Genomic DNA, 12938 nt, shown 5'->3' with positions numbered 1-12938 from the left:
AAGTGAGCCCGATGATGATTCGTAATTCCCTCCTGCTGTTGTGCCGCCTGCAGCGTTGTCTGCTACTGGGTTCCTTGTTGCTGGTCCCTGCGGCGAGTCGGGCGGACGAGTCCAAGTCGGCGCCGCTGCCCGAGGGGTTAGTCCTGAAGCAACCGGTGATGCCGGACAGCCTCAACGACACGATGCGATCTGTGAATGAACGACTGTCTCAGGACGTCGCACCAAGTGATAACGCGGCCGTGCTGCTGGTCCAGGTTTGCGGTGAGGATGTGTTCGATCCCGCCTTGAAAGCGGACTCGCTGGCGATGCTGGGAATCGCTTCGCTCGCACCGTCCCCTGCCCCCTTTGTTTATTTCCAGCAGTTCGCAGATTCCCTGGGCCCTGATGAAAAGGCGACTCTCGGCCACGACCTCGATGCCTTGCCTCTTCATCTCGCCACCGCGATTGTGCGACCCTGGAAACAAGACGAGTATCCGGCGCTCCTCCTCTTTCTCGAAGCCAACCGGCAGCCACTCGACATACTCGTCGAAGCGTCCAGAAAACCGAAATACTACGCCCCTATCCTCTCCGAAGCCGAACCACCGCAGCTTCTTTCCATGTCGGTCACGCTCGAACGACGGCTGCCGTTTCTGGTCCGCTGTCTGAGTGCCCGAGCCATGTTGCGAGTGACCGAGCAGAAGGGTGATCAGGCCATCGAAGACCTTGTCGCCTGCCAGCGACTCGCGGTGCTGCTGGCCACCGGTTCGCCCTTCGACGTTTCGGCAATCAAAGCCCATCAGATGGAGGGTGTTGCCTTCCAGGCCTCGACGACGGTGCTGCAGGCCGGTGGTTTTACCGGCGCGGAGGCCAAAAACTACCTGGCGAAGCTGAAGGAGATCAAACCACTTCCACCCGCCGCGATCGCAGCGGATGTCGGTGAGCGAGCGGTCCTGCAGCGACAAATCGAACTGCTCAAGCTCGAGGATTCGACGCTGGGGGCATTCTTCGAATTCCCGGACACTGCGAAGTTTCCAAAGCTGGAGCAGCTTCGTCTGTCTGTGGCGGACTGGGATCAGGTATTCGCTCGCGCCAACGAGGTTCAGGATGAAGTGGTCAAAGCCCTCTCGACAAAGGAGCGGGATGTTCAGAGTCAGTTGTTTATGGCACTCGATGAAGCGTACGCCGCTTGGGACGAACAGAATGCCGCGAATCGGATTACGACTGAGGACTTAAAGAAGCTGAGTCGCTTCATCGGCGAAACGATGGCAATGTCGCTACGTCCACGCTATCGACAACTGCGACAACTGGACGATCGGGCTCAGTTGCGACGTGATCTTCTGCTGCTGAGTCTGTCGGTTGTCAGCTACCGGGCGGATCATCAGGCTTATCCGGCGACACTGGCCGACCTGACTCCCGATTATCTGGAGATCGTCCCTCGCGATGCCAACGGAGAGCCTTTCCGATATGACCGGCTGTCAGCGGGTGGCGTTCGTCTTGTCAGCCTCGGCTCGAACCTCGAGAACGATGCAGGACTTTCCTTCAACGATGATATTGTGATCGCACTGCCGTAAGGATGGCGTTCACACGGACAATGAGGGCCACTGAAATTCGCGAGCAGGTTCCGTCGCTGGCAAGCGGGTGCAGACGGTGGGCAGGCACGGTGCCGCCTCAGGTTTGTGCAGCTGGGGTTCGTGCAGTTTCGGGTTCATGACGGCCAACGCCGCCCATTCCTGATACCGGGCTGACCTCGGTTGTCGGTCAGTTCATCGGGGTCAGTTCAACCAGGAATCAATGCGATTCGGCAGATCGATCGTCATTGAGACCCGCTGGCAGCAGCACTCTTCCACTTTTTGAAGGGGCAGAGTTCGTGGCTTGGCAGGGGGCGGTGGAGCGGGTTCAGAAGTCGAGCGGGTTTGCGTCACGGGTTCGCGTTCACGATCTCGCTTCGGCCGTTCGATCACTTGCAACGAGGTTTGTCCTCGTGCGTCGACTCGTTCCCGCGCATTGACGTGCAGGCGGTTGACAGCCTCCCCGGCTTGAATCGCTGCCAGCCTGACGACCGTCTGCTTTCTGGCATTGACCGGCAGATTTCCCGCTTCAAAGATAACCTTTCGCCCGTCTCGATGCGCCAACTGGTCAGGAACTTCAATCGCGACTTTGACCTGGTGTAAGGTCGTGTTCCCCGTATTGCGAACGACAATCTCGAGATCGATCTCGTCACCCATGTAGATTCGGTCGAGGTGAGCGACATCACATTCCAGTGCGGGAAAGTACTCGACTTGCTCGGGGGGGACCGATGGCATGGGCTGTTCGGCGGGTGGCCGCGTGACGCGGGTTAAGGTCGAGACTTCCGTGTGTGCGATCACTTGTGCCCGGTGGGTCTGCGAGAGGGGACCCTCAGGAACCCAGTCCAGGGTCAGATCGCGTTCTTCACCCGGCAACAGGGGTGGCAGTTCGCGATGAAGTACCTGTCGCCGGGATCCTGTCACAGGATCGACCATCGTTGCTGTCGTGGCATCTGGAGAGGCGCCGACGACGGTTTTCAGTTGGTCCGGGAATTCCCGCACTTCGAGGCGCGAGACCTGATCCTGACCTTCGTTCGTCACGTGCAATCGCGATCGCTGTGGAGCACCGGATGCGGCGAGTTCGGGGGTCTCGAGTTCGACGCGCAAAGCGATGTCCGCAACGGCCCGCAGGTTTTCGTCGTATTCGTCCCCATGGGGATGCTGATGAACATGGGGATCAAAGAGATCGATTCCTTCGTAGGGTCTGAGGCTGGACCCCTGACGCCGCGACGAAGGGCGTGACTCCCGCCACGGAGCAGAATTAAACTCGCTGGAAGCCAGACTGCGCGACGCGGGTTCTTCGATTTCGAACCGGCTGCGGTCCGAAGCTTCGACCATACGCGCGCCAGGTGGTACGGCCCCTTCTACCGAGAAATGGCGGGTCATGGCCATTTCAAAGGCCAGGTCGGGGGCGGTCTGCCGGGCCGGGACAGTAATCGGTTCGGGTTCTGGTTCGGGTTCAGGCAGCGGGACCCGAACCGGTTTGGTTCGCCGTGGTGGAGTGGGGACATATTCCCGGACGTTGCAGTCGGGGCCAAACTCCCACGCCGCCTGCACGAGCAACTGCGGGGCCTGAGCGCGTGTCTGTCCTTCCAGATCGTGGTCTCGACCGGTCATGTTCTGATCAGCGATCAGAAAGCCGGGGTCAAGCACGGTGCCGGCTGCGATGCGATTTCCCTGTTGAGCGATCCTGGGGCGACTCAGATCCAGTCGCACGTCCACGACATCTTTCGGGTTCGATCCATGGGTTGATGACACCTTGGTGGATCGACCGAACATGTCGGGCTGCGCGGCAGGCTCGGGTAGAGCACTCAGTCGACTATCAAGCTGAATGTCTTTGGGGCGCTGTCGGGGTTGATTGGCGACGAAGAAGTGGGCTACGCGCCAGTGATCCTGTGCAGCCCATTCGTTCAGCGCTTCCATGTCCTGGCGGGAAAGATTGGCCGCGGCACGCACCGGCGCAGTGTTCTTGCTGGTGCGTCCTGACGTCTGGTCAGCGACCGAAAGAAACATCATGAAAGTCAGGAAAACGGCGAGACAACCGATGGTGGTCATGAAGTACCAGGCGGGGGACTCGCGCATCCCTCTGGCAATCGCGCCGCCGGTTCGATCGATCCAGTCCAGGAAGTGCAGAATTTCTGCAACAATCCAGCGGAGAGGATTCGGCAATTCCCGCAGAATCAAAGATCGCAGACGAGATCGCACAATTCTGCCTTCCGTTGGCTCCCTGGCGGAATCCTGAGAGTTCCGACCCGCATCCACTTCCTGAAAACTCTGCCCGGCGGACTCTGTTAAGTTGAGTGCCAACCGTAGTTATTCTCCATCGCATTGAAACCATTATCAGATTTCAAAGAGCATTTAAAGAGAGGATTCTTGAGGTAGAGAATTCCCCAACTCATTTCTTGACGCAAATTTTCAGCCGCGCTAAGATTCTCTAACGGAATTGTCTGATATTCTCGACGGAAGTGTAAGAGGCGACCAGTTTTTCTGGCGGGCGACATTTCGTTGCCACCGATCCGCAGAACGTCAATTTCAACATCTATTGGGAAAGTGAGCCTTCGATGACACACGTGGTGGCAGAGCCCTGTTTTAACTGCAAGTACACTGATTGTGTAACCGTGTGCCCCGTAGAATGTTTTTACGAGGGAGAGGCGATGCTGTTCATCCATCCGGAAGAATGCATCGATTGCGAGGCTTGTGTTCCTGAATGTCCTCCCGCCGCCATCTTCCACGAAGATAATCTTCCGGCCGAATGGGCAGACTACACCGTTCTGAATGCGGAAATGGCTCCCACTTGCCCATCGATTACCGAGCGAAAAGACCCCATGGGTCCCCCAATCGAAAAGTAACAGGACCACCGCCGAAAAGTAACAGGACCACAGCGGGACCGCAGACCATCGGCTTCGCCAATCTCCAATTGGGTAGTCCGCTCGGCAAGCGAGTTCCGCTGAACAGCAACTGTCTGAAGAGCAGCTGAAGGACAGTATCTGAGGGACAAGAGTCTCAAAAATTGAAAACGCCGATGCGCCCTCCGGGATGTGTCGGCGTTTTCCTTTGGAATCGAAGATGGGCTGGCACTCCATCCCGTTACGACGCGAAGTGGTCCTCCGCGTTTCCCGTGACCATCGCGCTTCGGAGATGGGAATCTCTCTCGTCCACTCGCTCAGGAAGTACTGCACCGACCGTATGGAGATGCTAACATGCCAGCGTCCCATTTGCTGAACTCTTGATCGGAACGCACCATGCTTGAAACTCTTGACCGACGTGATTTCCTGAACCTTGCCGGTATCGCCGCCGCGACCGGACTTTTGTCGATGCCCTCTCGAGTTGTCGAAGCGGCCGACGAGAAGCTCGTTCTGCGGAAAGCTGTGAAGCTGAGCATGGTCGGCGGTAAAGGAACCCTGGTTGAAAAGTTCAAGATGGCCAAGGCGGCCGGGTTTGAAGGGATCGATGTTGATCAGGATCAACCGGTCGAAGAAGTCAAAAAGGCGATGCACGAATCCGGTTTGATCGTGCACGGCATGGTCGACTACGTTCACTGGGGTCAGCCTCTCAGCAGCGCAGACCCTGCTGTTCGTGCCAAAGGTGTTGAAGTCCTGCAGAAGTGTCTTCGTGAAACGAAGATTTATGGCGGCGACACGGTGCTGCTGGTGCCCGCTGTCGTCAACAAGGAAGTCTCGTACGAAGACGCCTATCACCGGTCACAGGCGGAAATCAAGAAGTGCCTGCCACTCGCCACCGAACTCGGTGTCAAGATTCTGTTCGAAAACGTCTGGAACAACTTCCTGCTCAGCCCGGTCGAGATGGCTCGCTATATCGATGAGTTCCAGAGCCCCATGGTCGGGTCGTACTTCGATGTCGGGAATATCGTCAATATCGGCTGGCCCGAGCACTGGATCGCGACGCTGGGTTCCCGCATCGGCAAGCTGGACATCAAGGAATTCAGCCGGAAACTCGCCGATACGAAAGGCAAAGGAGCCGGTTTCGGCGTCGAAATCGGTGAAGGGGATTGCGACTGGCCTGCCGTTCTCGCCGCTCTCAAGAAGATCAAGTACTCCGGCTGGGCCACGGCTGAAGTCCCCGGTGGTGGGCTTGAGCGTCTGACGGAAATTGCTCAGCGGATGGATCAGCACATCATCCAGCCGTACAGCGCCTGACGCTTTATGGTGGTGTCACGGGGTGTCAGTTGTCGAGCTGGCCCCCCTTGCCTGTGCCAGTTCGACAACCGTTGATGTGGGCTTGTCGTGCCGACATCGACGGGTTGCGTCACCCTGATCACAGGATTGTACTTCGTCGCCTCATGGCCCCGCTGACGTGGGGCCATGAGGCCATCGACGCCAGGTGGACGAGAGAGTCGGAGTCGTAAATCGCATGTCCGAAGAGCTGTTTGACGTTGTTGACCAGGAAGACCGTGTTCTGTTCCAGTCGCCACGATCGGTCGTCCACGCCAATCACTGGTTGCATCGTGCAGTCCATATCTTCGTCTTTAATAGTCGCGGCGAATTACTGATCCATCGGCGGTCGGCCACCAAGGATGAGGCACCCCTGAAGTACACGTCATCGGCATCAGGCCACCTGAGTGCCGGCGAAGACTACGCAACGGCAGCCGTTCGTGAACTGGAAGAAGAATTGGGTCTGAAAGCGGACGTCGAATATCTGGGGATCTTCCCCGCGATGGGAGCCTCCACCTCATACGAGCACAGTGGTTTGTACCGGGCGATAACGGACGAGACACCGACGTTTGATCCCGAAGAAATTCTGTCAGGCGAGTTCCGCCCCCTCAGCGAAATCCAGTCCATGATCGAACGCGATCCGGACGACTTCACTCATTGTTTCCGCGCCCTGTTTCGCTGGTACCTCGAGCGATTCTGAGCAACGTCGGACTGATTGCATGAAGTCTCTTCGTCAGCGTCCCTGCTCTCGCTCGCGAAAGTGATGACGCGTCGAAATCACTCCACCGCAGGGTCGCTCACCCCTTGTACCGGGGGCCCCGGAATGATTGCTGGTGTCAGTGATCCGACCAGCATCCCGAGGACTGCGGCCGCAAGCCCGAGGAAGTGGGTGGGAACCGATCGGAGTGACGGCCAGGGGATTTGCTCGTGGAAGGACTCTGCGGCAATCCAGACCGAGCTGGCCAGGACGATCGAACAAAGCGCCCCCTGCGTTGTCGCGCGGCGCCAGTAGATGCCGCAGCAAAGAGGCACAAAGGCCACGACAAGCGCGGTCCGAACCCCCGCGACGAGGATGTCGGAGGGGGATCCTTTTGCAGCCATCGCCAGCGACGTTGTCACGACCGCGAACGCCAGCAGCACGTAGCGTGCGATCCAGACACGTTCGGATGGGGCGATGTTCCTGGTGAAGGGGAACAGGACATTCTCTGTCAGCAGGCTGGCCGAGGCGAGCAGCGTGCCGCTGGCAGTCGACAGAATCGCGGCCAGGATCGCTCCTGTCAGCAGAACGCGTCCCGCAGCAGGCAACTCATTCAGCAGGCGGGGGACCAGACTCGGTTGAAGTACCGCTCTCGTGTCCGCTGGCGAAGGGGAATGGGAATTATCCAGCAGGTTCTGACCGGCGGCGGCGATCAGGATCAGCAGGTATGCCATGCAGCTGTAGCCGACGGTCCCCGCGAGTGTGCCAATCAGCGCGATCCGCTCGTTTTTCGCGCTGGTGATTCGTTGGAAGGCATCCTGCTGGGGAATGAAGCCAAGGGCTACCGTGATGAACGTCACCAGCGACGTCAGCCACCCGGAGGGACTGGACGGAATCATCAGGCCGAGTGTCTTGCGCGGGTTCGTGTGCAGCGCGAACTCGCTTCCGTCCCCTGCTCTTCCCATCAGAGCCGCGACACCCAGCAGTCCCCCCAGAATGACAAGGGATTGCAGCAGGTTCGTCAGGCTGATCGCCCACATCCCGCCAAAGAGAGTATAGCTGGTGACGATCACGGCCCCGAGCAGGACCGCCTGGTGCAGCATCACGTCGGGGATGAACGCTTCAATGACAATCCCCAGAGCCAGAAACTGAGCGGCCATCCATCCCACATACGATCCTGTCAGGCTGATCGACGTGATCCACTCGACCGTTCTGCCATACCGAATCTTGAAGTAGTCGCCGATGGTCCCGAGCTGCCGCTGGTAGAACGCAGGCCGGAAAAAGAACGCGAACAGCAAGAGCGAGGTGGCGGTCCCCAGTGAGGCCGCTGCAGTCGCCGGAAAGTGGGTCGAAGACGAGGTTGACGAAAACAGACGAACTGCGTCGGTCCCAATCCAGCCCATGAAGACGCAGGCCACGCTCAAGAAAAAGGGAAGCGATCGACCGGCGATCGTAAAGTCTTTCACCTGTTGGACGCGTGTCGAGGCGTAGCCTCCCAGCACGAAAGTAATTGCTGCGAAGGTCAGTAGAGCGACAAGCTGCATTCTCAACTCCATTCCTGTTGACAGCGGATGTCACTGGCCTGTGGCCCTTACTTCATGGGGCATCGCTCACGAGTGATAAACGCTGCCACCAGGGATGCAGAGACAGCGGCATCATTGAGTTGGTGTGACCGTGGGTCCCTGATGGCGTAACAAAGACCAGTTCAGGAGTGGTGGCGCCAGGAACGTTGTCACCATCACCATGACCACGACGGCCGAGTAGACTCCGGCGTCGATGATCGGGATGCCGTTCGAGACCAGTCCTTGACCGATCGCGGCGAAGATCAGTCCGACTTCCCCCCGAGGGATCATGCCGAATCCGACGCTCAGTCGATCGATCCCCCGTTCGAGAACTCCGGCCGCACAGGCCATTTTTCCGAGAATGGCTGCGATCGTGATGCCCGCGGCCAGACCCAGTGTGCCCGGGTTCAGGAAGCTGCGCAGGTCGACTTGAAAACCCATCATCACAAAGAAAATGGGGACCAGAAGCGTGGTCACGGGCAAGACCCATTCTTCCAGCGAACGTTCGTCCGGTCGCTGTAATGCTCGGTAGTGCTTTTCGTCCAGGATCATTCCTGCGGCGAATGCCCCGACAATCGGAGCCAGTCCCATCTGACTGGAAAGCCACGAAAGTCCGAAGCAGAAGGCGAGCCCCGTGATCATCAGCATGCCGTTCACCCGCAGCAAGGCAGCGACCCGGAAAAGATAAGGACTGAGCCAGTCACCCAGAATCACGCTGCCGAACAGGAAAACCAGGGCCTTGCCGACGATCAGAGCGACTTCGGACAGATTGGCCGATCCCTGCACGATCACCGCCTGCACGACAGCCAGCAGGACCAGACCCAGCACGTCGTCGATGACCGCTGCACCCAGTACAACCTTGGCGACCTTCGTGTCACTTTTTCCCAGGTCTTTGAACACCCGCGCCGTAATGCCGACGCTCGTCGCCGACAGGGTCGCTCCCAGAAACATGTGGACGTGCCATGAGTGATCCGGCAGCAGTAGTTGTCCCGCGAACCAGCCGAGTCCAAACGGTGCGACGACACCCAGGACTGCCACGGCCAGAGAGGACCAGCCGACCGTCAGCATCTGACCGACACTCGATTCCAGTCCCACTTCGAACAACAACAGAATCACGCCGATCCGTGCCAGCATGTCCATGGTCGTCGCCACGAGATTGGTTGAGTGTGAATCCCCTGCGTGGACTGCGACCGGGCGCAAGAACTCCAGTTGATCCCAACCGACAAGAATCAGGTTTCCCAGCAGGACCCCGACCAGCAGTTCCCCCAGAACCGCAGGTTGCTTCAGACGTGTTGCCAGCGCTCCCGCCAGTTTGGCGGTGACGAGCACAAGCAACAGACCCAGCAGCATCGGGGTGACGGGGTCTTCGTGTGATGCCCCATGAGCCTGTGCTGCGGTCCCCTCTTCCGTAGCGTGAGTTTCCCCGGATGCTGCCGCCGGCACGGGGACGGAACCTTCCGCCAGACTCGTCCGACCGGCTGCCGCCAGGATCAGTGCACACAACAACAGAAAGACAAAGCTGGAACAGAAACGGGGAAGCATGGGCAGGCTTTCGACGATGGGGCGTGGCAGAGGCAGTCAATCCCGGAACGCAATCACGCTCGGGACGACGTGGGGGGCGGCAGACCTGCGGAGCGAAAAAAATGTCAGGGGTGGTTCTGCTTACAGAATGACACCCCTCCCGGTTGCCCAATGTAAAGAGGGCAACGAAGTGACGTATGCAGGAACCCGACACAGGACCTTCCATTAACGGAGGTGGTTCCCGACCATGTTCGCTAGGATCCAGACGACGACACCACCGGTCAGAAAGCTGAACGAATAAGTTCGTAATTGTGCTTCTGTCGTTGGCTCACCGTTGGAGTTCGACGTATCACCCGCGTTGTAGGTCAACCACCGCGCACCGACCGTCCCTGCCAGGACGATCAGAAACGCGAGATCGGTCCCTGCGATCCAGCCGTCACGTCGCTGCAGGATCGACATGACAAGGAATCCCAGTACGACGGGGCCGGCGAACAGCCAGGCAACGCGGCCAGTCAGCACCCAAAGTGAGGTGATAGGGCGGATCGCGCCATTCGGCGTTTGGATCTTTTCGGCCATTTCTGTGTACCTTGTCTCGAGCAGATGAATGATTTCGCGTTCGACCCAGCGGGATCACTGGGACGAACACGTTCAATGAATGGGATGAGCCGATCGGATGGGAGCGGCCCGGACATGGTTCAGATGCCCTGCAGCGACAACGAATCCGCATCTCAACGTCGCGTCGACGACATTCACCTCGAATCTTATGTTGATTGCAGAAGTAACGTCTAATCGATATGAGTCGATCGAAAGATAGAAAAAATCTATGTAAGCACCGGTGCGATGAATCAGCTTAACTACCAGCATCTGTTCTATTTCTGGACCGTGGCTCGCGAAGGGACCATCTCCAAAGCCTGTAAGGTGCTGTTCCTGACCCAGCCGACGATCAGCGCCCAGCTCAGGTCACTGGAACGTGCAGCAGGTGCCAAGTTGTTCGATCGTGTGGGGCGGCATCTGGTCCTCACCGAAACTGGGCACGTCGTCTACCGTTATGCGGAAGAGATCTTCTCGCTGGGACGCGAACTGCAGGACACACTCAAGGGAAAGGTACCGGGGCAGGCTCGTCGACTAGTGGTCGGCATCGCGGATGTCCTGCCCCGACTGATTGCGTATCAACTGCTCGAACCGGTACTCAGCCTGCCGGAACCTGTGCAGTTGATTTGTCACGATGACAAGACAGAGAAGTTGCTTGCACGCCTGGCGATTAACGAACTCGACGTGGTCCTCTCGGATGTTCCGGCCAGCCCATTTGTGAATGTGCGAGCATTCAATCATTCGCTGGGTGAATGCGGTGTCTCACTGATGGCCTCGGCCGACCTGGCCTCCAGGTTCCGTCGTGGTTTCCCCAGGTCGCTCAACGGTGCGCCGTTCCTGTTGCCGATGGAGGGAAGTTCGCTCCGCCGCTCGCTGGAGCAATGGTTTGATGAACAGGAAATTCGTCCCACGATTCGGGGGCAGTTTGGCGATTGCGACTTATTCGAGGTGTTCGGCGCGGTCGGGATGGGGATCTTTGCGGTCCCGTCGGTGGTGGAAAAGCATGTGATTGAGCAGCACCACGTCAAAGTGCTCGCCCGCATTGCCTCGATCAAGGAGCGATTCTTCGCGATCTCGCTTGAGAAACGGCTGAAACACGCGGCCGTGGTGGCGATCACCGACAGTGCCCGCAGGCGACTGTCGGACTGACGCCCGAGGTCGTTGTCAATTGCGGTACCGCCCGCGCGATTCACGCACCTGGGGGGACTGACTGGCGTTGGCCGGTCCCTGAAACGGAATCCATCCCGTCAGATGTCGTAGTACATGGCGAATTCGAAGGGATGCGGCCGCTGTCGTAGTGCTTCGACTTCTTTCTCTGTCTTGTACCAGATCCAGGTATCGATCACGTCTTCCGTGAAGACATCTCCCCGTAACAGGAATTCGTGGTCGCGGCGCAGGGCGTCCAGAGCCTCTTCCAGAGAAGCCGGTGTTTTCGGCACATCCTTCAGTTCGTCGGGTGCGAGATCGTAGATGTCCTTGTCGAGCGGCCGACCGGGATCAATCCGCCGCTGAATTCCGTCGATCGCCGCCATCAGCATCGCTGACATCGCCAGATAGCCGTTCGAAGAGGAATCCGGACAGCGGAATTCAAATCGCTTGTTTTCGGGACTGGGGGTATGGACGGGGATACGAATCGCGGCCGACCGGTTACGGCTGCTGTAGGTCAGGTTGATCGGCGCTTCAAACCCGGGAATCAGTCGCTTGTAGCTGTTCGTCGTCGGGCAACAGATGGCCATCAGCGCGGCAGCATGCTTCAGGATGCCGCCGATGGCGTGCATGGCGATGTCAGAGAGCCCGGCGTAACCCGATCCAGCGAAAAGGTTTGTGCCGTTCTTCCAGAGTGAGAAGTGCAGATGCAGTCCCGAACCGTTGTCGTTCCAGAGCGGCTTGGGCATGAACGTCGCCGATTTCCCGTGTCGTGCAGCGACATTTTTGACAATGTATTTGTAGAGCAGCAGGTTATCGGCCGTGTTGATGAGCGATGCGTATTTCATGTCGATTTCGCATTGCCCACCCGAGGCGACCTCGTGGTGCTGCGCTTCGACTTCAACGCCGCAATCCTGCAGCATCAGCATCATTTCCGTGCGGACGTTCTGAAGAGTGTCCGTCGGCGGAACGGGAAAATACCCCTCTTTGTGACGGATCTTGTAGCCCTTGTTACCGGACGGCTCCTGCCGCCCCCGGTTCCACTGCCCCTCGATGCTGTCGACGTGGTAGTAGGCTTCGTGTTCGTTCTGGTCAAAGCGAACATCGTCAAAAATAAAGAACTCTGCCTCGGGGCCGAAGAAGGCGGCATCCGCCAGGCCCGTCAGCTTCATGTAGTTTTCTGCTTTTCGGGCAACATTGCGCGGATCTTTGGCATAATCTTCCCGAGTGATCGGATCCTGAATGTTGCAGGTCATGACCAGCGTCTGCGGCATGAACGGATCGACGAATGCGGTCGCTGCTGCTGGAACAACGAGCATGTCGCTTTCGTTGATCGACTGCCAGCCCCGGATGGACGAGCCGTCGAAACTGAACCCCTCTTCGAACGACTTTTCGCTCAGTGCCGTTACGGGAATCGTGAAATGCTTCTGCGTTCCGGGGAAGTCCATGAACCGCAGGTCCACGGCGCGAAGGTCTTTCTGGCGACACAGTGCCAGCACTTCTCGAGGGGTCAACACATGCACGAGGGAAATCTCCGCAGAGCGAGCGCGGGTCTCAAAATCACACTTCCTGCCACACTATGCAAACCCGATGCCGACGGCAAGACGCTTCGTAACACAAATCCCAGAGATGATTTTGGGAAGGACGCCGCGATCGTGCCAAGTTTATGAACACAAGTGCCGCGTTTGCAGTCATTTGCGGACTG

Annotated in this window: 10 protein-coding genes; 5 read left to right on the top strand and 5 right to left on the bottom strand. The window is 58.3% G+C overall.

What is annotated here, in order from left to right:
• The first annotated feature begins 11 nt into the window (after window positions 1-11).
• Complete coding sequence (locus ACGY09_RS14025) at window positions 12-1550, top strand: hypothetical protein (RefSeq protein ID WP_397568215.1); 1539 nt, start codon at window positions 12-14, stop codon at window positions 1548-1550.
• A gap of 201 nt (window positions 1551-1751) precedes the next feature.
• Here the strand turns inward: ACGY09_RS14025 and ACGY09_RS14020 are convergent, their stop codons facing one another.
• Window positions 1752-3749 carry a hypothetical protein gene (locus ACGY09_RS14020; protein WP_397568214.1) on the bottom strand — a complete coding sequence of 666 codons (1998 nt, stop codon included), beginning with the start codon at window positions 3747-3749 and terminating at the stop codon, window positions 1752-1754.
• Between the two features lie 356 nt (window positions 3750-4105).
• On the opposite strand from ACGY09_RS14020, the gene ACGY09_RS14015 reads away from it, so the two are divergent.
• The 3 genes from ACGY09_RS14015 to ACGY09_RS14005 all read left to right on the top strand — a co-directional run bounded on the left by ACGY09_RS14015 (window position 4106) and on the right by ACGY09_RS14005 (window position 6416).
• Window positions 4106-4393: a 4Fe-4S binding protein gene (locus ACGY09_RS14015; protein WP_373649618.1), complete on the top strand. Its 288-nt coding sequence runs from the start codon at window positions 4106-4108 to the stop codon at window positions 4391-4393.
• 393 nt (window positions 4394-4786) lie between these two features.
• Complete coding sequence (locus ACGY09_RS14010) at window positions 4787-5701, top strand: sugar phosphate isomerase/epimerase family protein (protein ID WP_373649619.1); 915 nt, start codon at window positions 4787-4789, stop codon at window positions 5699-5701.
• 214 nt (window positions 5702-5915) lie between these two features.
• Complete coding sequence (locus tag ACGY09_RS14005; protein WP_397568213.1) at window positions 5916-6416, top strand: NUDIX domain-containing protein; 501 nt, start codon at window positions 5916-5918, stop codon at window positions 6414-6416.
• 77 nt (window positions 6417-6493) lie between these two features.
• Here the strand turns inward: ACGY09_RS14005 and ACGY09_RS14000 are convergent, their stop codons facing one another.
• The 3 genes from ACGY09_RS14000 to ACGY09_RS13990 form a co-directional block, all read right to left on the bottom strand.
• Window positions 6494-7957 carry a sodium:solute symporter family protein gene (locus ACGY09_RS14000; protein WP_397568212.1) on the bottom strand — a complete coding sequence of 488 codons (1464 nt, stop codon included), beginning with the start codon at window positions 7955-7957 and terminating at the stop codon, window positions 6494-6496.
• Between the two features lie 111 nt (window positions 7958-8068).
• Window positions 8069-9517 (bottom strand): cation:proton antiporter, encoded by a 1449-nt coding sequence (locus ACGY09_RS13995; RefSeq protein ID WP_397568211.1) that lies wholly within the window; start codon window positions 9515-9517, stop codon window positions 8069-8071.
• A gap of 204 nt (window positions 9518-9721) precedes the next feature.
• Window positions 9722-10072 (bottom strand): hypothetical protein, encoded by a 351-nt coding sequence (locus ACGY09_RS13990; protein ID WP_397568210.1) that lies wholly within the window; start codon window positions 10070-10072, stop codon window positions 9722-9724.
• Window positions 10073-10336: 264 nt separating this feature from the next.
• Here ACGY09_RS13990 and nhaR point away from each other — a divergent pair, with 264 nt between their 5' ends.
• Window positions 10337-11236 carry a transcriptional activator NhaR gene (nhaR, locus tag ACGY09_RS13985; protein WP_397568209.1) on the top strand — a complete coding sequence of 300 codons (900 nt, stop codon included), beginning with the start codon at window positions 10337-10339 and terminating at the stop codon, window positions 11234-11236.
• A gap of 98 nt (window positions 11237-11334) precedes the next feature.
• Here the strand turns inward: nhaR and glnA are convergent, their stop codons facing one another.
• Window positions 11335-12747 (bottom strand): type I glutamate--ammonia ligase, encoded by a 1413-nt coding sequence (gene glnA / locus ACGY09_RS13980; protein WP_373653837.1) that lies wholly within the window; start codon window positions 12745-12747, stop codon window positions 11335-11337.
• Window positions 12748-12938 lie beyond the last annotated feature (191 nt).

This window comes from Schlesneria sphaerica, assembly GCF_044336245.1.
GTDB classification, from domain to species: Bacteria; Planctomycetota; Planctomycetia; order Planctomycetales; family Planctomycetaceae; genus Schlesneria; species Schlesneria sphaerica.
This window is presented reverse-complemented; position numbering and strand designations above follow the sequence as displayed.